This is a genomic window from Paenibacillus sp. GP183, assembly GCF_900104695.1.
Taxonomy (GTDB): domain Bacteria; phylum Bacillota; class Bacilli; order Paenibacillales; family NBRC-103111; genus Paenibacillus_AI.
Window position 1 is genome coordinate 3,692,932 of the sequence record NZ_FNSW01000001.1, and the last position, 26,714, is coordinate 3,719,645.

At 48.3% G+C, this 26,714-nt stretch carries 21 protein-coding genes; 13 read left to right on the plus strand and 8 right to left on the minus strand.

Annotated features, from left to right (window positions below; all coding sequences use genetic code 11):
- The first annotated feature begins 43 nt into the window (after nucleotides 1-43).
- From BLV33_RS18215 to argH, 4 genes are all read left to right on the plus strand, one after another.
- Nucleotides 44-1,234, plus strand: coding sequence for an acetylornithine transaminase (locus tag BLV33_RS18215; RefSeq protein WP_090794735.1), 1,191 nt, complete (start codon nucleotides 44-46; stop codon nucleotides 1,232-1,234).
- Nucleotides 1,235-1,291: 57 nt separating this feature from the next.
- Nucleotides 1,292-2,248: an ornithine carbamoyltransferase gene (gene argF / locus BLV33_RS18220; RefSeq protein WP_090794736.1), complete on the plus strand. Its 957-nt coding sequence runs from the start codon at nucleotides 1,292-1,294 to the stop codon at nucleotides 2,246-2,248.
- Nucleotides 2,249-2,271: 23 nt separating this feature from the next.
- On the plus strand, nucleotides 2,272-3,540 hold the full coding sequence (locus BLV33_RS18225) for an argininosuccinate synthase (RefSeq protein ID WP_090794738.1): 1,269 nt from the start codon (nucleotides 2,272-2,274) through the stop codon (nucleotides 3,538-3,540).
- Nucleotides 3,541-3,799: 259 nt separating this feature from the next.
- On the plus strand, nucleotides 3,800-5,215 hold the full coding sequence (gene argH / locus BLV33_RS18230; protein ID WP_090794740.1) for an argininosuccinate lyase: 1,416 nt from the start codon (nucleotides 3,800-3,802) through the stop codon (nucleotides 5,213-5,215).
- A 72-nt stretch (nucleotides 5,216-5,287) separates the two neighbouring features.
- On the opposite strand, the gene BLV33_RS18235 is transcribed toward argH, so the two are convergent.
- The 3 genes from BLV33_RS18235 to BLV33_RS18245 all read right to left on the minus strand — a co-directional run bounded on the left by BLV33_RS18235 (nucleotide 5,288) and on the right by BLV33_RS18245 (nucleotide 8,336).
- Complete coding sequence (locus tag BLV33_RS18235; RefSeq protein WP_090794742.1) at nucleotides 5,288-6,169, minus strand: DUF4097 family beta strand repeat-containing protein; 882 nt, start codon at nucleotides 6,167-6,169, stop codon at nucleotides 5,288-5,290.
- A 2-nt stretch (nucleotides 6,170-6,171) separates the two neighbouring features.
- On the minus strand, nucleotides 6,172-6,774 hold the full coding sequence (locus BLV33_RS18240; protein ID WP_090794744.1) for an HAAS signaling domain-containing protein: 603 nt from the start codon (nucleotides 6,772-6,774) through the stop codon (nucleotides 6,172-6,174).
- Between the two features lie 119 nt (nucleotides 6,775-6,893).
- Nucleotides 6,894-8,336, minus strand: a complete 1,443-nt coding sequence (locus BLV33_RS18245; protein ID WP_171909198.1) for a VanW family protein — start codon at nucleotides 8,334-8,336, stop codon at nucleotides 6,894-6,896.
- A gap of 276 nt (nucleotides 8,337-8,612) precedes the next feature.
- Between BLV33_RS18245 and ftsE the strand changes: the two genes are divergently transcribed.
- The 5 genes from ftsE to BLV33_RS18270 all read left to right on the plus strand — a co-directional run bounded on the left by ftsE (nucleotide 8,613) and on the right by BLV33_RS18270 (nucleotide 14,418).
- Nucleotides 8,613-9,299 (plus strand): cell division ATP-binding protein FtsE, encoded by a 687-nt coding sequence (gene ftsE / locus BLV33_RS18250; protein WP_090794746.1) that lies wholly within the window; start codon nucleotides 8,613-8,615, stop codon nucleotides 9,297-9,299.
- Complete coding sequence (gene ftsX / locus BLV33_RS18255) at nucleotides 9,289-10,206, plus strand: permease-like cell division protein FtsX (RefSeq protein ID WP_090794753.1); 918 nt, start codon at nucleotides 9,289-9,291, stop codon at nucleotides 10,204-10,206. Before ftsE ends, ftsX begins: the two co-directional genes overlap by 11 nt.
- Before the next feature lie 64 nt (nucleotides 10,207-10,270).
- On the plus strand, nucleotides 10,271-11,470 hold the full coding sequence (locus BLV33_RS18260; protein WP_090794754.1) for a murein hydrolase activator EnvC family protein: 1,200 nt from the start codon (nucleotides 10,271-10,273) through the stop codon (nucleotides 11,468-11,470).
- 88 nt (nucleotides 11,471-11,558) lie between these two features.
- On the plus strand, nucleotides 11,559-13,019 hold the full coding sequence (locus BLV33_RS18265; RefSeq protein WP_090794755.1) for a S41 family peptidase: 1,461 nt from the start codon (nucleotides 11,559-11,561) through the stop codon (nucleotides 13,017-13,019).
- Nucleotides 13,020-13,134: 115 nt separating this feature from the next.
- Nucleotides 13,135-14,418: a PDZ domain-containing protein gene (locus BLV33_RS18270; RefSeq protein ID WP_090794756.1), complete on the plus strand. Its 1,284-nt coding sequence runs from the start codon at nucleotides 13,135-13,137 to the stop codon at nucleotides 14,416-14,418.
- Between the two features lie 27 nt (nucleotides 14,419-14,445).
- Here BLV33_RS18270 and BLV33_RS18275 read toward each other — a convergent pair whose 3' ends face one another.
- The gene (locus tag BLV33_RS18275; RefSeq protein ID WP_090794757.1) at nucleotides 14,446-15,273 is read right to left on the minus strand and encodes an OmpA/MotB family protein; all 828 of its coding nucleotides are present in this window, start codon (nucleotides 15,271-15,273) and stop codon (nucleotides 14,446-14,448) included.
- Entirely contained in the window at nucleotides 15,251-16,045 is a 795-nt protein-coding gene (locus BLV33_RS18280; protein ID WP_090794758.1) for a flagellar motor protein, read from the minus strand. Before BLV33_RS18280 ends, BLV33_RS18275 begins: the two co-directional genes overlap by 23 nt.
- Nucleotides 16,046-16,298: 253 nt before the next feature.
- On the opposite strand from BLV33_RS18280, the gene uvrB reads away from it, so the two are divergent.
- The 3 genes from uvrB (at nucleotide 16,299) to BLV33_RS18295 (ending at nucleotide 23,402) form a co-directional block, all read left to right on the plus strand.
- Nucleotides 16,299-18,296 carry an excinuclease ABC subunit UvrB gene (uvrB, locus tag BLV33_RS18285; RefSeq protein ID WP_090794759.1) on the plus strand — a complete coding sequence of 666 codons (1,998 nt, stop codon included), beginning with the start codon at nucleotides 16,299-16,301 and terminating at the stop codon, nucleotides 18,294-18,296.
- Between the two features lie 48 nt (nucleotides 18,297-18,344).
- Nucleotides 18,345-21,227 carry an excinuclease ABC subunit UvrA gene (gene uvrA / locus BLV33_RS18290; protein ID WP_090794760.1) on the plus strand — a complete coding sequence of 961 codons (2,883 nt, stop codon included), beginning with the start codon at nucleotides 18,345-18,347 and terminating at the stop codon, nucleotides 21,225-21,227.
- 273 nt (nucleotides 21,228-21,500) lie between these two features.
- The gene (locus BLV33_RS18295; RefSeq protein WP_090794761.1) at nucleotides 21,501-23,402 is read left to right on the plus strand and encodes an alpha/beta hydrolase family protein; all 1,902 of its coding nucleotides are present in this window, start codon (nucleotides 21,501-21,503) and stop codon (nucleotides 23,400-23,402) included.
- A gap of 94 nt (nucleotides 23,403-23,496) precedes the next feature.
- Here BLV33_RS18295 and BLV33_RS18300 read toward each other — a convergent pair whose 3' ends face one another.
- Nucleotides 23,497-23,865: a VOC family protein gene (locus BLV33_RS18300; protein WP_090794762.1), complete on the minus strand. Its 369-nt coding sequence runs from the start codon at nucleotides 23,863-23,865 to the stop codon at nucleotides 23,497-23,499.
- Between the two features lie 199 nt (nucleotides 23,866-24,064).
- Here BLV33_RS18300 and BLV33_RS18305 point away from each other — a divergent pair, with 199 nt between their 5' ends.
- The gene (locus BLV33_RS18305) at nucleotides 24,065-24,268 is read left to right on the plus strand and encodes a DUF2759 family protein (RefSeq protein ID WP_090794763.1); all 204 of its coding nucleotides are present in this window, start codon (nucleotides 24,065-24,067) and stop codon (nucleotides 24,266-24,268) included.
- A 155-nt stretch (nucleotides 24,269-24,423) separates the two neighbouring features.
- Here BLV33_RS18305 and BLV33_RS18310 read toward each other — a convergent pair whose 3' ends face one another.
- Together BLV33_RS18310 and BLV33_RS18315 are read right to left on the minus strand one after the other, a co-directional pair.
- Nucleotides 24,424-25,392 carry a sugar phosphate isomerase/epimerase family protein gene (locus BLV33_RS18310; RefSeq protein ID WP_090794764.1) on the minus strand — a complete coding sequence of 323 codons (969 nt, stop codon included), beginning with the start codon at nucleotides 25,390-25,392 and terminating at the stop codon, nucleotides 24,424-24,426.
- A gap of 90 nt (nucleotides 25,393-25,482) precedes the next feature.
- Entirely contained in the window at nucleotides 25,483-26,640 is a 1,158-nt protein-coding gene (locus BLV33_RS18315) for an MBOAT family O-acyltransferase (RefSeq protein WP_090794765.1), read from the minus strand.
- Between the last annotated feature and the right edge of the window lie 74 nt (nucleotides 26,641-26,714).

Sequence of the window (26,714 nt, forward strand, 5' to 3'; positions counted from 1 at the left end):
AAGTCCTTATCCTATTTTTCATCAAAAAGGAGTGAATATGTTTATGAATGATGTTCAAAGCTCGTTATTTCCCACTTATGCCAGATACCCGATTGCTTTTGTAAAAGGCGAGGGAAGCCGCCTCTGGGACGACAAGGGCAAGGAATATATCGATTTGATGAGCGGAATTTCCGTCACCAATCTGGGTCATGCCCCCAAGCAGGTCAAGGAAAAGCTGATAGCCCAGCTGGATCAGCTGTGGCATACGAGCAACCTGTTTCACATACCGAATCAGGAGAAGCTCGCCAAGCTGTTGACGGATAACAGCTGTGCGGATGCCGTGTTTTTCTGTTCTACCGGTGCGGAAGCCAACGAAGCCGCAATCAAGCTGGCCCGCCGTTATTCGCAAAAGGTCAAGAAGACGGAGCGGTATGAGATCATTACGTTTCAGATGTCCTTTCATGGACGGACTTTGGCTACATTGACCGCTACAGGACAGGACAAAGTAAAGGAAGGCTTTCATCCACTTCCGGACGGCTTCGTTTATGCCGATTTCAATGATATCGAATCCGTAAAAAGTCTGCTTTCGGATAAAACGTGCGCCATCATGCTGGAGCTGGTACAGGGAGAGAGTGGCGTGCATCCTGTTGAGCCTGCTTTTATCAAGCAGGTAGCGGAGCTTTGCAAACAGCAGGATCTGCTGCTCATTTTGGATGAGATCCAGACGGGTATGGGACGTACGGGCAAGCTTTTTGCCTATGAGCATTACGGGATTGAGCCGGATATTTTCACCCTCGCCAAAGGGTTGGGCAGCGGATTCCCGATCGGGGCCATGCTGGGTAAAGCCAAGCTGCGGGAAGCTTTCAATGCCGGCAGTCACGGCTCTACTTTCGGAGGAACGCCGATCGCTACGGCTGCAGGAATTGCCACTTTGGAGACGATTTTGGGCGAAAATTTGGTTGAGCGCGCTGCAGAACTCGGCCAATTCGCACTGGAGTCTCTGCAATCCCAGCTGGCTGGAAATCCACTGGTACAAGAGGTTCGAGGTCAAGGCATGCTGATCGGCATTGCCTGCACCCAGCCCGTATCGGAAGTGATTAGCGAGATTCATGAGCAAGGTGTGATGGTCATTACGGCAGGGCCGAATGTGATTCGTTTGGCGCCAAGCCTGGCGATCCCCAAAGAAGATTTGGAAAAAGGGCTTGCTCTCATTTGCTCCGTTTTGGCCAACAAGGCTTTAACGAAGGTTCAGTAGATTTTCGGTAGAGCTCGCATACGAATGAGAGATTTATAGACAGAAAGGCGGATGCAAATGGATACGAGCGTGAAGGAGCAATTGGCCGATCAGCTGAAGGGAAGAGATTTCCTGGCATTGGTAGACTATACAACGGAAGAAATTGAATATTTGCTGCAGCTTGCGCTTGATTTGAAACACAGGCAAAAGGCGGGCGTGCCGCATGCCTTTTTAGAGGGCAAAACCTTGGGTATGATTTTCGAAAAATCATCAACTCGCACCCGGGTTTCTTTTGAGGTGGGCATTTACCAGCTTGGCGGCCGTGCTTTATTTTTAAGCAAAAATGATATACAGCTTGGTCGTGGAGAAACGGTATGGGATACAGCGCAAACGTTGTCCCGTTATCTGGACGGCATCATGATTCGCACTTTCGGCCACAGCAGGGTCATTGAACTGGCAAGAGGGGCTACCGTGCCGGTGATTAATGGATTATCGGATTCCTCCCATCCTTGTCAGGCGCTGGCGGATTATCAAACCGTGTTGGAGAAAAAGGGTACCTTGTGTGGTCTGAAGGTCGCTTACATTGGGGACGGCAACAACATGGCGCATTCCTTGATGATGGGCGCATGCAAGCTGGGAATGGACTTTGCCATTGCGACTCCCGAGGGGTACGCTCCGGATCGGGAGATGGTCCAATCTTCACAGGAAAACGCCAATCAGTCCGGCTCCAAGCTGCTGGTTTGCACGGATCCGCGTGAGGCCGTTGAAAATGCTGATGTGGTCTATACGGATGTGTGGGCGAGCATGGGCTTTGAAGAAGAGCAAAAAGAACGCGAAATTGCTTTCAAGTCTTTTCAAGTGAACGAAGCCTTGACGGCCTACGCGAAAAAGGATTATTTATTCATGCATTGCCTGCCTGCGCACCGCGGGGAAGAAGTGAGTGAAGGCGTTATGGATGGCGCGCATTCGATTGTTTTTGACCAGGCGGAGAACCGTCTGCATGCACAAAAGGCCATTATGGCCGCGATTATGTAAGGAAGAATGGAGAGAACTCATACATGGCTAAGGAAAAAATAGTGCTGGCCTACTCGGGCGGCTTGGATACATCGGTTATCCTGAAATGGCTGAAAGAAACATACGATGCGGACATTATAGCTTTTACAGCGGATATCGGGCAAAAGGATGAGCTTGACGGGTTGGAAGCCAAAGCGCTGAAAACTGGAGCCTCCAAGGTGTACATCGACGACCTGCGAGAAGAGTTTGCCAAGGATTTCATTTACCCGATGTTCCAGTCGGGCGCCCTCTATGAAGGGCAATACCTGCTGGGAACCAGTATTGCGCGTCCGCTGATTGCGAAGCGGATGGTGGAGATTGCCCGCGCTGAGGGCGCAATAGGCATTGCTCATGGAGCAACGGGCAAAGGCAATGATCAGGTGCGTTTTGAGCTGACCGCGGCTGCGCTTGCCCCGGAGCTTGGGGTTATCGCGCCGTGGCGCCTGGATGAATTCCGTGAGGAATTCCCCGGCCGTGCGGAGATGATTGCCTATGCCGAGAAGCACGGCATTCCTGTCACCGCTTCAGCGGCCAAGCCGTATTCGACGGATCGCAACCTGCTGCATATCAGTTTTGAGAGCGGCATGCTGGAAGATCCATGGTTTGATCCTAGCGCTGACAGCAACAAGGATATGTTCGTACTCACCGTTGCTCCTGAGGATGCACCGGATCAAGGGGAGTATGTGGAGCTGGATTTTGAGCAGGGGAATTGTGTGGGATTGAACGGAGTCCCCATGACGCCTTTGCAGGTCATGGACGAATTGAATGACCTGGGCGGCAAGCACGGTGTGGGTCGGGTGGACATGGTCGAGAACCGTTTTGTCGGCATGAAGAGCCGCGGTGTATATGAGACTCCGGGCGGAACGATCCTGTTCACGGCTCACCGCAAGATGGAATCGCTGACGATGGACCGCGAAGTGATGCACTTGCGTGACTCCTTGCTCACCAAGTACAGCACGCTTGTTTACAATGGTTTCTGGTTTGCGCCGGAACGTCTGGCGATTCAAGCGCTGGTCACGGAAAGTCAAAAGAACGTAACCGGCACTGTGCGCGTCAAGCTATATAAAGGCAACGTCATCGGAGCCGGCGTCAAGAGCCCGGTCAGCTTGTACAATCCTGACATCGCTACGATGGAAGCAGATCCGACCAAAGCCTATAACCAAGGTGATGCCACTGGTTTTATTCGCTTGAACGCGCTGCGTTTGAAAGTAGCCTCCGGCGTGGAGCAAAACGCAAAGCGAGAGTTGACCGCGGTAGAAGCTGGCCGCCGCTAAATGCAATGACCGCGATCGCGCTAGAGGTTTGACCGCCGCAGCCACAACGCGCGCTGGGAGCTGCGCGCGTTACGAGCTGTCAATGCGCGATGCGCTGGGAAGTTGCGGAGCTTTCGGGCGAGCGGGCTTGCACTGCAAGGATGAAAAACATGCTTCCAGCGTGACAAAGTTCCTCGCCGCACTCTGGAAGAATGAAATACAATCTTCCAGCATTAGGGTAGTCGATATAGGGTAGTCGATAATTGAAGGAGAGATCCATGTGTCCAAGCTATGGGGCGGACGATTTACGAAACAAACCGACAAATTGGTCGAAGAATATACAGCTTCCATCAGCTTCGATAAGGAGCTGGCGGAAGAGGATATAGAGGGCAGCATAGCCCATGTCACGATGCTGGGTAAATGCGGCATCCTGCCATTGGAAGATGTGGACAAAATCAGAGACGGCCTCCTGGCCGTTCAAGGCATGATACGCCGCGGAGAGCTTGAATACAATGTGCAAAATGAAGATATTCACATGAATATCGAAAAAGCGCTGATTGATCTGATCGGCCCAGTCGGCGGCAAGCTGCACACAGGCCGCAGCCGCAACGATCAGGTGGCGACGGACATGCACCTGTACCTGCGCAAGCGGGTGGTGGAACTTGTAGGCTTGCTGATCAAGCTGCAGGAAGCGCTGCTGGAGCAAGCCAAACAAAACCTGGATACCATCGTGCCCGGGTATACGCACCTTCAGCGGGCGCAGCCCATCCTGTTCGCCCATCATATGATGGCATATGTGTCGATGTTCCAGCGCGATGTTGAGCGCCTGCAGGACAGCTACAAGCGGATCAATGTGCTTCCGCTGGGTGCAGGGGCACTCGCGGGGACGACGTTCCCGATCGACCGCCATTTTGTCGCGGAGCAGCTCGGCTTCGACCGCGTGTACGAGAACAGCCTCGATGCGGTCAGCGATCGCGACTTTATTGTGGAATTTCTCTCCCATGCGTCGCTCATCATGATGCATCTTTCCCGCATGTGCGAGGAAATGGTCATGTGGTCGAGCACCGAGTTTGCCTTCATCGAGCTCGATGATGCCTTTTGCACGGGCAGCTCGATTATGCCGCAGAAGAAGAACCCGGACGTTGCCGAGCTCGTTCGTGGCAAAACCGGCCGCGTCTACGGGAACTTGTTCGGTCTGATGACCGTTCTTAAAGCGCTGCCGCTCGCTTACAACAAGGACATGCAGGAAGATAAAGAAGGCATGCTGGATACGGTTAACACCTTGCAGGGAGCTCTGCAGCTTTTTGCTCCCATGGTGTCCACCATGAAGGTAAACAAAGAACGCATGCGCCAAGCTGTGAATCAGGACTTTTCCAATGCTACGGATATTGCCGATTATTTGGTGAACAAGGGTCTGCCCTTCCGTCAAGCTCATGAGGTTATCGGCAAGGCGGTACTGTATTGCATCCAAAATCATAAATACCTGCTCGATCTCAGCATGGATGAATTCACAGAGTTTTCCACATTATTCGGCGATGACATCTATGAAGTCCTTCAACCGGAGCATGTAGTAAACGCCCGTAACGTCTACGGCGGAACGGCTTCCAATCAAGTTGCAGACGCAGTCAGCCGTGCCGAAGCAATAGTCCGTGAGTCGAGCGACTGGTTTAGCCTCTATTTGGAAAAAAGCAAATAACGCATCAAACACATAAAAAAGGCGCTTATTCCTGTTTTCAATCACAGGAGCTAGCGCCTTTTTCCGCAGCTCTTATCTGACTTGAATGCTGCCAGTAGCTGTTTGAACACGAACCGAGCTGCCGCCGCCATTTCCGATGCTTGCAGTAACTGCATGCTTTTCATTTTGCTTATATTTCGCATTAGGCAAGGTGAAATCAATGTGTCCTGTATCATTGCTGATTTCAAAATTAGCAGAGCTGGGAAGATTTAAGAAGCGAAGATTCACACCTCCTGTATCCGTTTGGATGTTTACTGTATCCCCCGCGCTTCGGAGAGCGGCTTCAATGCTGCCGGTACTCGTCTTCAAGTGTACATTTCCTTCGCCTTCTCTCATTGTGATTCTTCCTGTATCTGTTCCAAGGTTGATGTCTTTCCCTTGAAAGCGTCCGATGGAGATAGAGCCAGTATCGGCGTGTGCAGTAATTCTATCAGCTTGGATATCCCCCAAATCAATGGCTCCGGTATTCGTAGTTACTTGGATCTCATTATAAGCTTTTTGCGGCAGTTCAACCTCTACACGGAATCTTTTCTCTTTTTCAATCAAAAAGAGGCTTTTGATATCCGTAATATGAAATCCGAAATTGAAACCAGATTTCGTTTTTACTTTCACTTTCCAGGTTTCCTTTCCACTTAGAGAAGCATCGATTGTGGTATTTTTCAACTGGTCTTCACTAACCAAGCCGGTCAAATGTGCACAGATCTCATCAGTTTGGCTGGGAATAAAAACCACCCCCGTAATATCGGTATCCACACTCAAATTTTTAATCTCTGCGGCCGACACCTTTTTTTCCAAATCGACGTTGGCCAGTCCTGTTTCCATATTTGTTGTTTTTAAAATCATGGCTGCGCCCATTACACCGACGATCAGGCAAATAAAACCGGCGAGCAGGATCATTTTGATGGTAAGTTTCATGATTATGCTCCTTTAATAATTTTCATGTTGAATCGAATGTAAAGCCCTGCCAGCTTGAAGAATAGCCTGGAAAACCACAGGGTAAAGACTGTGAGCAGAATACCTAAGCCGAAGACGGCCAGCGCGGTGAAAAATACGAACTGCGTATCCGTCCAGGAACCCGCCAAGCTTTCTCCAATAATCAACGCTACAGGTGAAATGAGGCACGCCGCACTCGCCACATACAAAGCAAAGATGAACCCGCATATGGAGATAAAAGGGCCGAGAACAAACACCAGATTGAAAAATCCAAGTGCAATGCTGGCGATGATGGCCTTAAAGCCAGTTTCCTGTTTTACGGTGTAATGTTCGGGAAAAGGCTGTTGATAGCCCTGGTAGGGGTTCGTATTCGCATAGAGATTCGCCATAGGCTGCTGTTCTCTGGAACCATCCCATTGCGGAATTCTCGGATAACCGAGTGATTGTGCGATTTCTTCTTCGTGCTTGCCGTTTTGGGCAGCTTTTTGAAAAAGCTCTTCGTATACGGATAATATATTTTGACGTTCTCTCTCAGGGAGCCCGCGAAGTCGATATGTTAATTCTCTGAAATAATCTACCTTGCTCATGTGCTGCCTCCTTCAAATCGATTCTGCAGTTCTTATATCCTAAGAATATACAAAAAAAGTCATAGTGACCTAGTATCTAGAGTCATATGACCTGTCATAACTATTATGGAGTTTTTTTGTTAAAAAATGGGGCCGGCTATGCCGTCTTCGATGACCGTCGGTGCGGGAGGATTTGTTGGCTGCGGTTTTTTGGGAGTAGAACTGTTATTGACAGCGATTAGGGTGGGTTCAGGTGAGTAGGTATCCGTTGAAATGAGCTCCTTTTGAACCAAATTTCCATTCTCTCTCTTATAGCGATAGGTTTCAACTTTATATCCGGGCTTCCCATTCATAAGCTTGACCGTGGATCCTCGAGCTAATGCAGGATTATGCACGTATTGGATCGGAGGAGTGATGGTCTCGACGATTGAAGATTGTACATCATAGGAAATGGAATCAGGGATATCGCCAAAAAGCTTAACCGTCATCTGCGTATCCGTTGCTAATGTTCTAATTAGAAGGGATTGCTGGGTATTATTGCGAAATATAAAATTAATGTAGCCGCTGGCATAGGTTGCATCTTGACCAAGAGGCACATAACGAATGGGTAGAGAATGATTGCGGCGCTCCACGACCTCGAGACCTGATCTAAGAACGGCATTATATAATGTAGTGGAAACTTGGCATATGCCTCCGCCGATACCGGGAACCAGCTTGCCGCCAACAATGACGGGGGCTTCTTTGTATCCATAGTCAGCAGTCGTTTTTTGAATAACCTTGCCGAAATCGAAAATTTCACCAGGCTTCAGCAGCATGTCCTGAATAGAAGCTGCGGTCGAGCGGATATTGTAAATCCGGCCCTCCCCGGATGCAGCGATTTCAGTTGTAAATTCGACGATTTTGCGCTTGATGCCCTGCTCTTTCAAAGACTGGAGCGTAACGGGAGGAGGTTGTTCATAGATAGGGAGTTCCATGAGGATAGATTCTCCCGATTCCGAAAGTGATCCAATCGGCGGAACATGGGCTGCTAATCCGGCGTTTAGCTTCTCTATGTCGATACGCAGGGCGCTGCGCTCTGCTTGATATTGAATCTCATCATTGGCGAGAATGATGCGTTTGGCCGAAATCGGCTTTTTCGCATAAAGCTGCTGCCAATTTTGCTGGACAGCCTTGGCAAGCTGATCGTTATCAAAAGTGATGCTGAGCTCCAAACGGGCATTTCGCATGTTCCATCTATATTTCAATCGCTCCATGATGGACCCTTGAAATAAAGGCTCCAAGGCAGCATTCAGCTCTTTGTCGTGGATCACCATGCCCAGCTTGCCGAAGGTTAGCTGCCTGCTTTCCACTTCTTTCACGGATGAGCGCAGCTTCACCTGCTGCAGATTGAGCCTCTGCAGCTTCTCTTGAAGCTGCTTTTGGAACTGAGAATAGGCCATGCCGCTGACATTCCAGCCGGATATCGTAACTCCAGCAGGCAGCTTCTGCTGTGTCCCATACGCATACAACGCCCAGACCGCAGACCCTAGGATCAAAGGGATCAGGAACAATGCCATTCCATAGTACCGAAATTGCGTGAGCATAGCCGAAAGCTCCTTCATTTCATTAGCGTTTCGATAGACGCCTGTACTATCATATGTATCCCCGCATATCTTGAATTATGACTTTGAGCGATGAAGGCGGGTCCATATTTTCTGCGATCTTGTTGAGTGTTTGGTCTTGAGGCTGCTTCAAACGTAAATTTTACTGAAAAAAAACGTAACATGTGAAAAGCTGTTGAACTTTGCGCACATTGTAAAGGAATTTCAACTATAGTGTCGAAGTCATAGGAGTTATATATAAACTTAGGATGTGATAGTGTGATTGAAATGCAGGACGTATGGAAGACCTATTCCAACGGCACGCATGCCTTACGCGGGATTAGCGTGAAAGTGGATCGCAATGAATTCGTATACGTCGTCGGACCCTCCGGCGCAGGTAAATCGACTTTTATGAAGTTGATGTATAGAGAGGAAAGGCCTACCCAGGGCCACATTTTTGTCAACGGATTTAACCTGGAGAAGCTCAAAAATCGCAAAATCCCCTATGTTCGCCGTAATATCGGTGTCATTTTTCAGGATTTTCGACTGCTTCCCAAGCTGACTATATTCGAAAATGTCGCTTTTGCCATGGAAGTCATTGAAGCTCCAAAAAAACATATCAAAAAGCGCACCATGGAAGTGCTCGAGCTGGTTCGATTGAAGGATAAGGCGGGTTCGTTCCCTAATCAGTTATCCGGAGGCGAGCAGCAGCGAGTAGCTATTGCCAGGGCAATAGTCAACAGCCCAACGGTCATTATCGCCGACGAGCCCACCGGTAACCTTGATCCTGAAACTTCATGGGGCATCATGAAATTGATGGAAGAAATTAACTTTCGCGGCACAACTATCCTTATGGCAACCCACAACAAGGAAATCGTTAACACGATGCGCAGGCGAGTCATTGCGATTGAACACGGCCTCATTGCCCGTGATGAAGCACGGGGGGAATACGGCTATGAAGATTAGCACTGCCCTTCGCCATGTGCGCGAAGGCTCGAAAAATGTAATCCGTAATGGATGGATGTCCTTTGCTTCAATTAGCTCCATGGCCATCTCCCTGTTTATTTTGGGTGTCTTTCTTTTATTAACCTTGAACGTGAATTATATAACCGCACAAATTGAAAAACAGGTCGAAATTCGTGTCTATTTGGAAGTCAATACACCTCGCGATCAGGTCACTGCTCTGGAGCAGGATATGAAGGCAATCCCGGAAGTGAAGACGGTCAAGTTCGTATCCAAGGAAGAAGGCCTGGTCTATCTGAGGGATAAGCTGGGTGCAAGCAACAAGGAGCTGCTGGACGGCTTTGACGGAGAAAATAATCCGCTGAACGATGCATTTACCATAGAGGTCGACGATCCTCGCAATGTGGGAACGGTCGCTGACAAAATTACCGCACTGAATCTGGGTAAAGATCCGATGCCCATTTATAAAGTCAATTACGGCAGGGGCACCGTAGAAACGATGTTTAAAGTCACGGAAATCATTCGTTACATCGGGTTGGGTATTGTTATTTTGCTGTCTATCACGGCCGTATTCCTGATTGCCAACACGATAAAAGTGACTATTTTGGCAAGACGCAGGGAAATCGCGATCATGAAGCTGGTCGGAGCGACGAATTCATTCATCCGCTGGCCCTTTTTTATCGAAGGAGCGCTTCTGGGCTTTTTTGGTTCCATGATCCCGATTATTTTAATCCTTGTTGGCTATTGGAATCTTATGAATTTGAACGGATTGAATTTAAATTTAATGATGATCAAATTAAAGCCATTTAACGAAATAAGCTTGACATTAACCTTTCTTCTATTGGGAATTGGGATGGTCATCGGAATATGGGGAAGCTTGCTGTCGGTTCGCAAGTTTTTGAGAGTTTAACTTATATTTTGCTGAGAAGATGTATCCATACTTTGTTGGATGGATGTAAAGGGAGGCAGCTTACTTGAATAAACAGATATTACCCTTCATAATAACTTTAACCATGGCAGGCATGCTGATGGTTCCTTATGCCGGTTTTGCGGCTACGAGCACAGCCAAGATCGATCAAGAGCTCAATCAGTTGAAACAAAAGCAAGCAGACGCCAAGCAAAAAGCGGCGGATACATCCAAGCAGATTAACCAGGTGCAAACGGAGAAAGTGCAAACGGCTCAGGATATGAACACACTGCTGGGACAATTGAATGATGCCGGCAAAAAGCTATCCGACCTGAATGGTCAGATCGATACCGTAACCGAGAATCTGCAGGTAAACGGAAAGCTGCTGGATGAGGCCGTAGACCGTGTGGCGAAGCGCGACCAAATGTTGAAATCGCGTTTGCGATTGATGTACATGAACGGTTTTGTGTCCTATATGGATGTGCTGCTGAGCGCAACCAGCTTTTCCGATTTTTTGAGTCGATTGGACGCTTTGAAATCTATCGTTAATCAAGATAAAGAGATTCTGGCATCCAACAAGAAAGATAGAGATACCGTGGCTCTGAAAAAAGATCAAACCGAAAAGCAGCTTGCCGAGGTCAAACAGCTTTATGAGCAGGCGGACCAAGTTCGAAATGAACTGCAAGTAAAAGAAAAAGAGAAGGAAGTCAAAATCGCGTCCCTTAGCAAAATGGAAAAGAATCTCGAGCAAATTTCCGAAGAAAATGAAAAGCTGCTGATCCAATTTGCCGCACAGGAAGCTGCGCTTCAAGCTAAGAAACGGGCAGCGGCCAAGGCTGACACCAGTAATCTATTTACTTACAGCGGCGGCAAGTTTGGCTTCCCGCTAGTGATTAAGGCACCTCTAACCTCTGATTTCGGCTATCGCGTCAACCCGGTCACCGGGAAAAAAGATGAATTCCATAAAGGGATTGATTTTGGTGCTCCCAATGGGACAAGCATTGTGGCTGCTGAAAACGGAGTCGTGATCGTGGCTTCATGGTGGAGCGGTTACGGCAATACGGTCATCATCGATCATGGCAATGGAGTTTGGACGCTTTATGGGCATATCCGCAATGATGGCACCGTAGTCAAGAAGGGCGATATCGTAAAACGCGGACAAAAAATCGCCGAGGTCGGCTCAACCGGACAGTCTACCGGAAACCATCTGCATTTTGAAGTGAGAAAAAATGAACAGCCTATCGATCCCAAGCCTTTTCTGAGATAATAGGAATAGATTACTAAAAAAGGAATCTCTGTCATATACTAAAAGGACGAGCTTGCTCGGTTGAAGGTTAAAAGGTGGTGTAACCGCAGTGCAATTTAAAGGACGTACCGTATTGGCATTTATCATTATGGCGATGTTTGCCAGCAGTATTTTAACACTGACCATCACGGATTCAACCTCTTGGGGATTTGTGAGCAAGTCTGCGGGAAGCGCCTCGAAAGCTCCTGCTGCTTCATCGGGTTTAACCGACAAGGATATGAGTAAGCTTGCGACGACTTACCAGCTGATCGAAAGCAAGTTTCTGAGCACGGTCGATCACGACAAGCTGGTTAACGGTGCGATTAACGGCATGCTGAATACACTCGACGATCCTTTTACCGTGTATATGGATCAGAAGGAAGCCAAGCAGTTTGACGAAAGCATCAGCTCTTCCTTTCAGGGAATTGGCGCGGAGGTTTCTGTAGAAGAAGGCAAGGTTGTCATCGTGACCCCGATTAAAGGCTCTCCCGCCGAGAAGGCAGGGATTCAGTCTCACGATGTGATCCTGTCGGTCAACGGTGAGAAGCTGGATGGGCTGACACTCAATCAAGCGGTCGCCAAAATTCGCGGACCCAAGGGAACGCAGGCCAAGCTGGAGCTGCTCCGGCAGGGTAGCGGAGATGCCATTCAGGTCATCGTCGTCCGCGACGATATTGATGTCGAAACCGTATTCAGTGAAATGCTGCCGGACCAAATAGGTAAAATCGAGATTCGACAATTTTCCTCCAATACGGCTAAGCGCTTTGAGGAAGAGCTGAAGAACCTGGAGTCCAAAGGGATGAAAGGTTTAGTCATCGATGTGCGCAACGATCCCGGAGGCTTATTGAATGTGGTCATTGACATCGTAAATCCTTTTGTGAAAAGCGGGAAGGCCATCGTGCAGGTGGAAAATCGGCAAGGCAAGCGCGAGCCTACGCCATCGACAGGCAAAGGCAAAAATTATCCGGTCACCGTGCTTGTCAATAAAGGCAGCGCAAGCGCCTCCGAGATTCTTGCCGGAGCTTTTCAGGAAGCGGTGGGCAGTAAGCTTGTAGGGGAAACCACCTACGGGAAGGGAACCGTGCAGGTAACCTTTGAGAAGGAAATGGGTGACGGCAGCAATATCAAGATGACCGTCTACAAATGGCTGACGCCTAACGGCAACTGGATCCATAAGAAGGGAATCACTCCGGATATTCCGGTGCAGCAGCCGGCTTATTTTAAAGCCGCACCGTTAACCAAGAAAACCACGCTAAAAGCGGATACCAACAGCGACGATGTCAAGAATATGCAATTGATGCTGGCTGGCGTCGGCTTCGAGCCTGATCGAACGGATGGCTATTTCAGTGAGAAGACTGTTCTCGCGGTAAAAGCGTTCCAACGCATCAATAACTTGCCGATGACGGGAGAAGTGGATACAGATACAGCCAATAAGCTGGAAAAAGCGATTTTGACGCAAATCCGGGATCCCAAAAACGATTTGCAGTTGAAGAAAGCGATTCAAGTCATCAGCGATCAGATCAAGAAATAATGGGCATTACCAAGAAAAGGTTAAAGGCAGGAATAACGATCTAGAGGTCGAATGTTTATTAGGGGGGTTGCTGAAGCAGCCTTCCTATTTTCTTTTGGTGAGGAGCAGTAAAAAAATGGATCTATTCTTTCAACTGTTAAATAATCTTGGACATGCAGGGTTGCAGCTGTTAATTAACCCTTTTTATTATATTGCTATTTTGTATATTGTCTTGCAATATCGCAAACAGATCCAGTTTGAGCGCAAGCTGTTTCACACCCGGCTGCATTCGCTTTTGAATGAAACGTGGCGTACACTGCTTTGGGGTTTGGTCGGTGGCTTGGCGATTTCATTCGTGATGCTCTTTCTCGGGATTACCCTTGCGCGGGAAGTTATCGACTTGATCTGGCTGGTTACGCTCGTCATGATTTTGGCGCGAGTCCGCTTCCTGTGTTTGGCCTACTCGGCAGGTGTAATCGGCATAGCCCATGTTATTGCGGACAGGATACCTTATACCTCCAACCTTCCCGGCTTAAGCTGGCTTCTGAAGCAAATTGCAAATGCAGATATACCGTCATTGCTTATGATTGTTGCTATTCTTCACCTATTGGAAGGCATATTGATAGGCTGGCAGGGAGCGAGAATGGCAACTCCGCTGTTCCTGGAGGGGAAGCGAGGCAAAATTATCGGCGGCTTTCAGCTGCAGAATTTCTGGCCGGTTCCTATGTTTGTGCTGGTGCCGCTTCAAGGAGCAAGTACGGGGGCGATCCCGTGGGGTACGCTGCTTGGCGCGGATTTCACTTCAGGCTGGAGTCTGCTTGCTTTTCCAGCGATGATTGGCTTCATGGAGCTGACGACCTCCAAACTGCCCGATGATCAAGCACGCTCAAGCTCAAGGCGTTTAATCCTGTATGGGGTCCTTATGCTGGTGTTAGCCGCTGCTGCTCATTATTGGTCTCCGCTGATTCTGGTTGCAGCCCTTCTTAGTATTGCGCTTCATGAAGCGTTGATTTGGTACAGCCGCTGGTATGAATCGAAGCAAAAACCGCTATACGTCCATTCCCTGCGCGGCCTTACTGTACTGTCAGTCATTCCTGGAAGTCCTGCCGCCGAGATAGGGATACATACCGGAGAGATCCTTCATAAAGTGAATGGACTAAAAATCAAGAATAGGGCCGATCTTCATGCAGCCATGCAGCTGAATGCTGCTTTCTGCAAGCTGGAGGTCGTGAATTTACAGGGTGAAATCAAGTTTCTGCAGCGCGCCCTTTACTCAGGCGAGCATCACCAGCTGGGGATTATTCTTGCTCCGGATCAAGAGGCGATGTACGTTATGGAAGGCAAACCGGTGCATTTATTGACTTACCTGCGTAATAAGCTGGGCGGCTTCCGCTCTAATGAATCGGGCAAGCCGATGTAGCCGCAGAAGAAAGAAGACTCTGTACCTCTATTTCTGAGGGACAGGGTCTTTTGCTGGAGTGACAATTGGATCATTACGCAGCACGATAATTTCCACTCTGCGGTTTTTGGCGCGATTTTCTGCGGTGTCGTTTGTAACCTTCGGTTTGGTATCACCATATCCGGTTGAGATGAATTTTCGATCATCCAGCCCGGCTTTATTTTTAAAATAACGCAGTACCGACAAGGAACGGGCGCCGGATAAGCCCCAGTTGTCTATTAAGGGAGACCCCGTATTCAGCGGAAGGTTATCTGTGTGCCCTTCGATGCTGATCGTAGAATTCAGCGTTGGGAACAGGGTAGCCAGCTTTTGTAAAATCGGGAAGGACGCCGGTTTAAGATCCGCTTTACCTAAATCGAACAGGAACAAATCGTTCAAGGTAATGGCTATGCCTCTGTCCGTATTGACAGCCGACAATTGAGTTTGCAAATTTTGTTCCACGATATAAGTATTGATTTTTTGCAAAAGGTCCTGGAGTTCCTTCTCTTTCTTGTCCTTGTCTTGCTTTTCCTTGTCTATACTGACATTGTTTAAATTGCTCAGATCTTGATTGCTGGTGCCATGTCCTTCCGTCTTGCCATCACCATTGGTGGGGGTGATCTGTCCGCTAATGCCATTGCCCTTGGGAATGATGGAGTCACCTTTGGTAAATTGCAAATTTAAAGATTGGGCTAAAATGGTGTATTTCTCAGTGTCAATTTTACTCATGGCATACATGATAATGAAAAAAACGAGGAGCAAAGTAATCAAGTCGGCATAGGTAATCAACCAGCGCTCGTGGTTGATGTGTTCTTCATGCTTCTTTTTCCGCGCCATTATCGAATCCTGCCTCTCCTTTGGCTTTCTTGTCATGGATGAAGGAGGCCAGCTTTTTCTTGATCAGCTGAGGATTTTCACCGGCCTGCAAAGCGAGAATTCCTTCAAGCATCAGCTCCATCTCGGCAACCTGCTCTTTTCCGCGAATTTTCATCTTATTGGCAAGTGGAAGATAGATCACGTTCGCACTCATGACACCATATAGGGTAGCTGTAAAAGCAACTGCGATGGCAGGTCCAAGAGTGCTTGGATTGTCTAAATTGCCCAATACGTGAATCAGCCCCATAACCGTTCCGATGATCCCCATCGTAGGGGCATAGCCGCCGGCGGCTTCAAATATCTTGGCCATGCCTTCCACTTCATGCTCGATAGCATCCATTTCCAGCTCGAGAATCTGACGCGTCAAATCCGGATCTGTACCGTCTACCACCATCATTAAACCGTCTTTAAGAAACGGATTCGAATGCTCTTGAGCGCGCCGCTCCAAGGCCAAAACGCCTTCTCTTCTGGCAATGGAAGCCATATCGACGACTTCATCGATTGTTGAGCCGGGATCACGCTTGGTTTGCTTGAAGGCAATACCGAGAGCTCTGGGGATTTTGGCCAAGGTTGACATTGGAAAGCTGATGGCTACAGCTCCGAACGTTCCGCCGAATACAATGACCATGGCGCTGGGAACGAGCAATGAGTTCAGATGGCCGCCATCCATCATATAGCCGCCAATCAAGCCCGCTAATCCCAAAACCAATCCCAAAATTGTTGTCAAATCCACTTGAAAACCACCCCTAGATTAGCATAAAAGAAGAATAGGCAGCTTTATATCAAGAAGCCCTTATTCGCATTAAAAAATCCGTGTGCAGATGAGGATTGATGTTTGCATCAACGGATCAAAAAAGGTATAATGAAACGGGAACAAACATTCCTATTCATCTCTTTTTTTACAGAATACCTAATTTAATATCGGATTTAAACGATAAAAAGTTTAGAGATAAGTTTCTACTTCTACTATACGGGTGATGATAATGATGAGAGATCTTGAAGTGAGTCACAAAAAATTTGAGCTCGTATCGGATTTTTCCCCACAAGGGGATCAGCCTCGAGCGATTGAAGAGATTCTGCGGAGCATTAAGGCCGGCAACAAGCACCAGACGCTGCTCGGCGCGACAGGAACCGGGAAAACCTTTACGGCTGCTCAGGTTATCGCACAATTGAACAGGCCGACCTTGGTCGTCGCGCACAACAAAACACTCGCCGCCCAATTGTGCAGCGAGTTTAAAGAGTTTTTCCCGAACAATGCGGTAGAATATTTCGTCAGCTATTACGACTATTTTCAACCTGAAGCCTACATAGCTTCATCGGATACTTTTATTGAAAAGGACTCGAGCATCAATGAAGAAATCGACAAGCTTCGCCACTCTGCGACAAGCGCTTTGTTCGAACGGCGCGACGTCATTATTGTAGCCAGTGTGTCATGTATATACGGTTTGGGTTCGCCGATGGAATACGGTTCATTGCTGATGTCCCTTCGGGTGGGAATGGAAAAATCACGCAATGAGATTCTGCACCGGCTTGTGGATATTCAGTACCAGCGTAATGATATGAACTTCGTGCGGGGCACCTTCAGGGTGCGCGGAGATGTGATTGAAATTTTCCCCGCCTCTCATAGCGAGCAAGCGGTTCGTGTTGAACTGTTCGGTGACGAGATAGAGCGCATCACGGAAATTAACGTGCTTACGGGTGAGATTATTGGAGAACGCGACCATATTGCCATATTCCCGGCCTCTCACTTCGTAATGCACGAGGACTCCATGAAGCGGGCGATTGTCAATATCGAACGTGAGCTGGAAGAGCGTTTGGCGGAGATGCAGGGCCAAGGCAAGCTTTTGGAAGCCCAGCGGTTGGAGCAGCGTACGCGGTACGATTTGGAAATGATGCAGGAGATGGGCTTTTGCTCCGGGATTGAGAATTATTCGGGGCCGTTAACCTTCCGTGAGCGGGGGGCTACCCCTTATACGCTGCTGGATTATTTCCCGGAGGATATGCTTTTTATCATTGACGAATCACACCAGACGCTTCCGCAGATTCGTGCTATGTATAACGGCGATAGAGCCCGTAAGGAAGTGCTCGTGGAACACGGCTTCCGGCTGCCTTCTGCACTCGACAACCGTCCGCTGAGATTCGAGGAATTCGAAAAGAAAATTACCCAGATGCTCTTTGTGTCAGCGACACCGGGACCTTATGAAAAGGAGCACTGTCCGAAAATGATCGAACAAATCATCAGACCAACGGGTCTGCTGGATCCCATCATAGAAGTAAGGCCGACAAAAGGCCAGATTGATGATTTGATCCATGAGATCCATGAACGGATCAACCGGGATGAGCGTGTGCTGGTCACAACCTTGACCAAGAAAATGTCCGAGGATCTGACGGATTATTTGAAGGAAATCGGCATTAAGGTCCGCTATTTGCATTCGGATATCAAGACGTTTGAACGGATGCAGATTTTACGCGATTTGCGGCTGGGTACCTTTCATGTTTTGGTTGGAATCAATCTCTTGCGGGAAGGGCTCGATCTGCCTGAGGTTTCACTTGTGGCCATATTGGATGCGGATAAGGAAGGCTTCCTGCGTTCGGAGAGCTCTCTCATTCAAACGGTCGGGCGGGCTGCCAGAAACTCGGAAGGACGCGTCATTATGTATGGCGATAAAATCACCAATTCCATGAGTAATGCGATTTTTGAAACGACCAGGCGCCGGGCAACTCAGGAAGCATATAACACTCAGCACGGTATTACACCGCTTACCATTGCCAAGAAAATCCGCGATGTGATTGAAGCAACCAAGGTAGCCGAGCAAAAGGCAGACTACTTATCCGATATCAAAGGTTCGAAGCTGTCCAAGAAGGATCGCACTTCCTTGATTGAACGCCTCGAAAATGAGATGAAGCAAGCTGCGAAGAATCTGCAATTTGAAAGAGCGGCTGAACTGCGCGATGCGGTTATGGAATTAAAAGCGGAGGCATAAGCGGCCAGAATACTATAGATATAAAGCCCGGAGAGGATGAGTTTCACTGTGGTCAGAGATAACATCGTCATTAAAGGAGCGAGAGTTCATAATTTGAAAAATATTGACGTTACCATCCCCCGGGATCGTTTCGTTGTGCTGACCGGTCTAAGCGGATCGGGCAAATCATCGCTCGCTTTTGATACCATATACGCGGAAGGGCAGCGCAGGTATGTGGAGTCTTTATCGGCGTATGCGCGGCAGTTTCTCGGCCAGATGGATAAACCGGATGTGGATTCCATTGAAGGACTGTCTCCTGCGATTTCTATTGATCAGAAAACAACAAGCCGCAATCCTCGTTCCACAGTCGGAACCGTTACGGAAATTTATGATTACCTTCGGCTTCTATTTGCCCGAGTAGGCCGCCCTCATTGCCCTACACACGGCATTGAGATCACTGCCCAGACCGTTGAGCAAATGGTCGACCGCATCATGGAATATCCCGAGCGCACGAAGCTGCAAATCCTGGCTCCGCTGATTTCAGGCCGTAAAGGGGAGCACACCAAGCTCCTAGCCGATATCCAGAAGCAAGGGTTTGTCAGGGTGCGTGTCAATGGGGAAATCATGGACCTTTCCGAGAAAATCGAGCTGGAAAAAAATAAAAAGCACAACATCGAGGTTGTGGTTGACCGGATTGTTGTCAAAGACGATGTTCACACCCGGCTTGCCGATTCCTTGGAAACTGCTCTGAAGCTTGCCGAAGGAAGAGTCCTCGTCGATGTCATGGAGCAGGAAGAGCTGCTCTTCAGCCAAAATCTGGCATGTCCGGAATGCGGATTTAGCATCGAGGAGCTGGCTCCACGGATGTTCTCCTTCAATAGCCCTTTCGGGGCTTGTCCGGAATGTGACGGGCTTGGCAGCCAGATGATCGTGGACCCTGAAATGCTCGCTCCGAATAAGAAGCTTTCCATCGAACAAGGCGCATTTGAGGCGTGGGCCGGAAGCACCTCCAATTACTACCCTCAATTTTTGGCTGCAGTTTGCCAGCATTACGGTATCCCGCGTGATGTTCCGATATTCGAACTTACGAATGAACAGATGAAGATCATTCTCTATGGGACAGGCGGAGAGAAGATTCGCTTTCGCTATCAGAACGATTTTGGCTCGACCAAAGAGGCTTTGGTCCCTTTTGAAGGGATCATTCGCAATCTGGAGCGCCGCTATAAAGAAACATTCTCCGACGGCATACGCGAGCATATCGAAGCCTATATGAGCTCCAAGCCTTGTCCGAAATGCAAAGGGGAACGGCTTAAGCCGGAGACACTGGCCGTCACAATCAATGGCAGAAATATCGCCCATTCTACAGCTTTGTCCATTGGCGAAGCCCAGTTGTGGTTTGAAGGACTTAAGCTTACAGAGCGGGAGACGGCCATTGCCCACTTGATTCTCAAGGAAATTAATGCAAGGCTCGGCTTTTTGGTCAACGTTGGACTGGACTATCTAACCCTGCATCGGGCGGCCGGAACTCTATCCGGTGGCGAAGCGCAGCGGATTCGTCTTGCCACACAGATCGGGTCAAGCTTGATGGGCGTGCTCTACATATTGGATGAGCCCAGCATCGGACTCCATCAACGGGATAACGCCCGCCTGATCAAGACACTCGAGCATATGCGTGATCTGGGCAACACGCTAATCGTTGTGGAACATGACGAAGATACGATGATGGCGGCGGATTATATCATTGATATTGGCCCGGGAGCTGGGATTCACGGAGGCCAAGTGATTGCCCAAGGAACGCCGCAGGAGCTCATGGATGATGATAACTCGTTGACAGGCCAATATCTGAGCGGCAAGAGATTCATTGCGATCCCTCCAAAGCGCCGTAAGCCGAATGGCAAATGGCTGGAGGTCAAGGGCGCCAAGGAGAATAATCTGAAAGGCGTGTCGGCCAAGGTGCCGCTCGGCGTATTCACCTGCGTAACCGGAGTTTCCGGTTCCGGAAAGAGTACCTTGATCAACGAGATCCTCTATAAGACATTGGCCAAAGAGCTCAATGGCGCGAAGGTGCGACCCGGGGATCACAAAGAAATAACGGGCTTGGAGCATGTCGATAAAGTGATTGATATCGATCAGTCTCCGATTGGCCGAACACCTCGTTCCAATCCGGCGACCTATACCGGCGTGTTCGATGATATCCGCGATTTATTCTCGGCGACCACCGAGGCCAAAATTCGCGGCTATAAGAAAGGACGCTTCAGCTTCAATGTGAAGGGCGGACGCTGCGAAGCCTGCAGGGGCGACGGGATCATCAAGATTGAAATGCACTTCCTGCCGGATGTCTATGTGCCTTGCGAGATCTGCAAGGGCAAGAGATACAACCGTGAAACACTGGAAGTGAAATATAAAGGCAAAAATATTTCCGATGTGCTGGGATTGACCATCGAGGATGCTTGCGATTTCTTTGTGAACATTCCGCGCATTCACCGCAAAATGCAAACCTTGCTTGATGTCGGGCTGGGCTACATGAATCTCGGCCAGCCTGCAACTACGCTCTCCGGCGGAGAAGCGCAACGCGTGAAGCTCGCGGCGGAGCTGTACCGCCGCAGTACAGGCAAGACGATCTACATCCTCGATGAGCCTACGACAGGGCTCCACATCGATGATATCGATCGTCTGCTGAAGGTGCTTCACCGCTTGGTCGACAGCGGTGAAACCGTGCTGGTCATCGAGCACAACCTCGATGTCATCAAGACCGCCGACTACCTCATCGATCTGGGACCGGATGGAGGAAGCCGCGGCGGCGAAATCATCGCCGTCGGCGCACCGGAGGACGTTGTGAAGGTCAAGGGCTCATACACAGGCCAGTACCTGAAGCCTGTGCTCGAACGGGACCGCAAACGGTCGGAGGACTATGCGAAGCGTGCTAAGGTGATGGAAGAATCGGTAGGGTAACGAGCGAGAATGGAATAGAATGTGTTCTATAAAAAGCTGTTCTAAACTAACAGGGCTTAGGGCCATGTTAGTTTGGAACAAGCTCCATTTTTTTATGAGCAGTCGCTATTGACAACGCTTTCATTCATTGCTAAGATATGAATAAGTTAATCGCGTGTTGGAGAACAGGAGATGCACATCGGTTATTTACCCATTTTGGGCGAATAATTTGTTGTGTTTTTTTATGCCTGAATATGCTTTAAAAATCGATTTGATGGAGGTCAAACTGTTCTTATGAAAAACTTTTTTTCCAGATGGGTGTCGATTGTGGTTTCACTGCTCATTATTTTGGTTAGCTGCTTGGTGGCGAGCAATGTTCAAACGGATGGCGGCAAAGTAGCCATTTCCGATGTAAGGTTTGTCGGTGACTACGGGAATATGCTGAGTGCACTGCTGTACAAACCGGCGAACATGGATCCGGCTAAGCCATTGCCTGCGGTTCTGACCATGCATGGATATATCAACTCCAGAGAAGTGCAGGATGCCTTCGATATTGAATTCGCCAGACGCGGATATGTTGTGCTCTCCATGGATATGGAAGGCCATGGGTATTCAGAGCAATCCCCCAAAGACCCAACCATGCGAGGAGCATTGGCCGGTCTTAGCTACTTGAGAAATCTGGGATTTGTGGATAAAACCAAGGTTGCATTGGAAGGCCATTCCATGGGGGGCTGGTCCACCATCACCGCTGCTGCTGCCAAACCGGAATGGGTGCATACCGTCATTCAGGAAGGATCATCTCCGGAAACCTTTAGTTCAGGTAAAGTGTTGGCCGACACGCCGTTTAACTATGCCATTGTTTTCAGTAAATATGATGAATTTGCACCTCTGATGTGGGGAGTACCGATAGCTTCACAAATCGTAAACACGGATAAACTGAAAAAGGCGTTTGGCACAACCGAAACAGTAGTTCCGGGTAAACTGTATGGCTCATTTGAGGCCAAATCCGCTCGCATGCTTTACATTCCAAGTGTGATTCACCCCGCAGATCATTGGTCGAAAGAAGCTGTGGGCTATGCTGTAGAGTTCCTGCAAAAAGCCATGCCTGCTCCTGCTCCCATCGATGCCGCAGATCAAACTTGGCGTACAAAGGAGTATGCGACTTTTGTGGCAATGATTGGCGCATTCCTCTTCCTGTTTGCACTGGCAGGCAATTTGCTGCGTACGAACTTCTTCCGCAGCAGCGTGCGACCGCTTCCTGCTAATAAAGGCATCAAAGGCGGAGCCGGATGGGTCATTGGAGCGATAATCGGAACGGCTATCCCGGCGTTAACCTTTTTCAAATTCCAGACATGGGGCAGCACCTGGTTTCCGGTAAACAGCTTCTGGCCGCAGTCTCTAACGAATGGATTTGTGATCTGGGTCGTATTCAATGCTTTAATCTCTTTGATTTTATTCGCTTTGTGGCATATGTTTGCAAACAAAGGAGCCAGTATGCATGATTATGGAATTTCCCACTCGAGAAAAGGGTACGGCATTGAATTGTCGACGCTGGGAAAATCCGCTTTATTAGCTCTATATTCGATAGGCGGAGTTTACTTCTTAACCGTGCTGATCGATGCGTGGTTCCATCTTGATTTCCGCATATGGATTCTCGGACTTAAAGTGATGAACTGGGCTCAATTCCTCCTCATGCTCAAATATGCGCTGCCTTTCTTGTTGTTCTTCTTGGTCAACGGACTTATCCTGCATGGGCAATTTCGTTTAAAAGAAAGCAGTTCTGAAGCCAAAACAGCTTGGAAGTGGTTTCTCGCGAACGCCGGAATCAATACACTCGGTATTTTGGTCTTGATTCTGATTCAATACATCACGATGTTTTCAACTCAAGAGTTGTTTTGGAAATCCCAATCTTTACTTGGCATTGTCGCCTTTCAGTTCGTCCCTGTAAATATTGTCATCTCCCTAATCTCCACCTATTTCTTTAGAAAAACAGGCAATATTTACGCTGGAGCCTTTGCCAATACGCTTATTCTGACCTGGTACATCGTTGCAGGCCAAGCGGTTCAATACGCAGGCCAGCCAGTATCCAATACAAAGGCCATCGTTACCTTCTTGATCATTCTTATCGTGCTGGCAGCAGTCTTCTTTATGAAAAGAAGCAAATCAGACCCAGCTTCCACAAGCTATTCAGCTTAAGCATATGCAATAAAAAAAGAAGATGGCTTACGCGGATCATTAAAGATCAAGCGGAGCGGTCTTCTTTGTTCATGCGAATTAAGGGCGTATTCTTTCAAAGCCATTCAAGAAACTCCAAACGATTCCCGAAGGGATCATTCAGATAAAAGCGGTTAGCCCCGGGCAAGTCTCCATCTTCGATGACGGGTAAACCCTTGGCAAGCAGTTGATCTCTTAGCGAAAGCAGATTCTCAACGTGAAAAGCAGGATGGGCTTTAGTTGCCGCCACGAAGTCGGCTTGCACACCAATATGCAGCTGATGGTTCCCGGCTTGAAACCATACGCCTCCTCGTTTGGCCAGAGCTTGCGGCTTTTGAACCTCAGTCATGCCCAGAAGCTCCCCATAAAAATGTCTGGCTTGTTTTTCGCAGCCTGGGGGCGCGGCAATCTGGACGTGGTCCAATCCGGTATAAGTGAAGCTCATAATGACTCATCCTTTCAAGATTATGTAATAAACAAACAGCTTCTTGGAGATTTTAATAATGAGCAAAGCGGTTACAGATTTACTTGAAAAGGTGACAAACTTGTTACACATCGCGCCAATCACTTGCAAACACAAGCCAATCAAGCTAACATATAAGTAAAATGAACAGTGGTACGAGATACGAAGAGGAGGTCTCTCAATGTTATACGCAGCAGAGGCGGCAGCAAAAACAAGTACATTCACAGCTTTTGACCCTTTTGTTATCATTTTCACCATAGTTATTGCAATTGGATTCCTTCGATTGTTAAGCGCCAAGAAGAAAAATATGTTCGCTATCGGATTTAGCTTTGTTGCATTAGCTGTCTTTGCTATCATGAGTGTTGTTGCAGTTTCCGGCTGGTAATTGCGGCCTGACACAAATAGCCCCCGGATCACTTCAGATCCGAGGGCTATTTTTAGTTGATCAGAAAGTATAAGTTTTTCTAAACTTATCTTGCTTCGCATCAACCTTGACAAACGCGCTCGTCTTTTAAGACGGCTTAGCCGTTTATCCTTGGTTTAAACCCACCACATATCGCCAAGCGGCTCTTTGATCAGAACCTGCTGAAGGTTTTGAACAGCCTTTGTGAAACCTTCATTCACTGACATAAAGCCGTCTTCATGCTCTATGCTCACAGTATGGTCATAGCCGACCAAACGCAGAGCACTGATGATATCAGCCCATACTTTCATGTCATGTCCATATCCAACTGTGCGGAACTGCCATGCACGGTCCATCATGTAGGTATAGGACTGCATATCCGTGATGCCATAACGATTCACATTGATCGGATCGATGGAGGTGTCTTTGGCATGGAAATGATGGATCGCGCCGGCACGTCCGAGAATGTTGACAGCTTGCACAGGATCAATGCCCTGCCACCACATGTGGCTTGGATCCAGATTAGCCCCGATGACATCACCTGCAGCCTCACGTAAGCGCAGCAGCGTTGCCGGAGTATGTACCGAGAATCCGCCATGGAGCTCAAGACCAATTTTGATGCCGCGATCCGATGCGAATTTGCCGGTCTCCGTCCAATAGGGGATCACTTTGTTTTCCCACTGCCAGGCAAGCACATCCTGGAAATCATTTGGCCAAGGAGCAACCGGCCAGTTCGGATATTTGGCATCCTCGTGATCACCAGGACATCCCGAGAAACCGACTACAATGGGCACTTCCAAGCGCTGGGCCAGTTCAATCGTTTGGATAAAATCATCATGAAAGCTTTTTGCAATTTCTTTCTGCGGATGCAGGGGATTACCGTGGCAGCTTAATGCGCTGATGGTAAGCCCTCTTGAAACGATTGCTTGCTTGAAAGCCTTGAGCTTACCCCCATCAGCCAACAGCTCAGCAGGCTTGCAGTGAGCATTGCCGGGATAGCCTCCTGTACCGATTTCGACTGCATCAAGCCCTTTGGCTGCAATGTAGTCGAGGGCTTCCTCGAAGGGCTGGCTGCCGAAAAGAACCATAAAAACGCCTAAATTCATTAAATGACACCTCCAATAATAGTTCCATCCAGCAAAAGTTGCGCAGAAAAAAGAACGCGCGATCATCTCAGATTATAACATTGTTTTCCACTAAAATGAAGGGAAGTTCAGAAGCCCGCGATAAATCCGCAAAACGGCCTGATGATCAGGGCTGTATATAATGACAGCCAGGGTAACAAGCACTTGCGTCACCAGGCAACGAGTATAAAAATAAGCCTTGGAAACCTTCTTTTTGTTGACGATAGACAATTGAAACAGATTTTCCATGGCGAGCAGAATGCCGTGATACAAGCCCCATACCAGATACAGCCAAGTAAAGCCGTGCCACAATCCAATGAGCACCATGATCAGTACCGATAGACAGGCGGCCGTGAGACGGGAAGGTGTTTTACGTGAGAAGAACATAAAGATATGATCGCGGAAAAAATCCCCAAGCGTAGCATGCCAATTGCGCCAATACTGCGTTAAAGTTGGGGAGAGAAACGGCCGCTTGAAGTTTTCAGGCATCGTATAGCCCATGAGCCGTCCGAAGCCGATAGCAATATCCGAATAACCGGAGAAATCGAAGTAAATCAAAGCATAGAACCAAACCATCAGGAAAAGCGATTGGTGAGTATATAAATCATGCCCGAGGACTTGATTAAAAATGCCTGTCATCCAGGTGACCAGCACGATTTTCTTAAATAGACCGAGAATAATCCGTTTGATGCTGTCCGCAAACAAGGCTGAATCCACCTGATAGGGCTTCTTGCTGTCAGCCATAAAATCTCGAAACTTGAGAATCGGACCCGAGGTAAAAGTGGGAATAAACAAAATATAGTTGCTGTAATCGAGCAAGGGAACAAGGCCTTCTTTTTCGAAAAAATAGGCAAAGTAGTAGGCATCAATCACTTTCAGCACATTGTAGATAAGTCCCAGATAGATAATCGCGTCAAACAACGGGTTATGAAAAATGCCCATGATAAAGAAACGCACCCCGAAGAATACGGCGGCTATGTTAGCTCCAATCGCAAACAGAAAAGCAGCTTTACGCCAGAGCTTCGTCCGGCACAGATATACAAATCCGAGGTAGTTAAGCAGCGTATAGACCGCATAAAATAAGAGCAGCTTCTTGCTGAATAACAGCAGGAAAAAGAGGCTGAACAGCAGGGTAAGCACTCTTTTGTTGTTGGGCCACCAGCGAGTCAGCATTAGAACGACAACCATCCCTGTGATGGCCATGATTGCGTTCATGTTCAAATAAAACATAACGTCAGTAACTCCCTTGCTTAGAATCCCTCGTAAATGAACAAGCCTTTTCCCGTAAAATAGATAAGCACCAG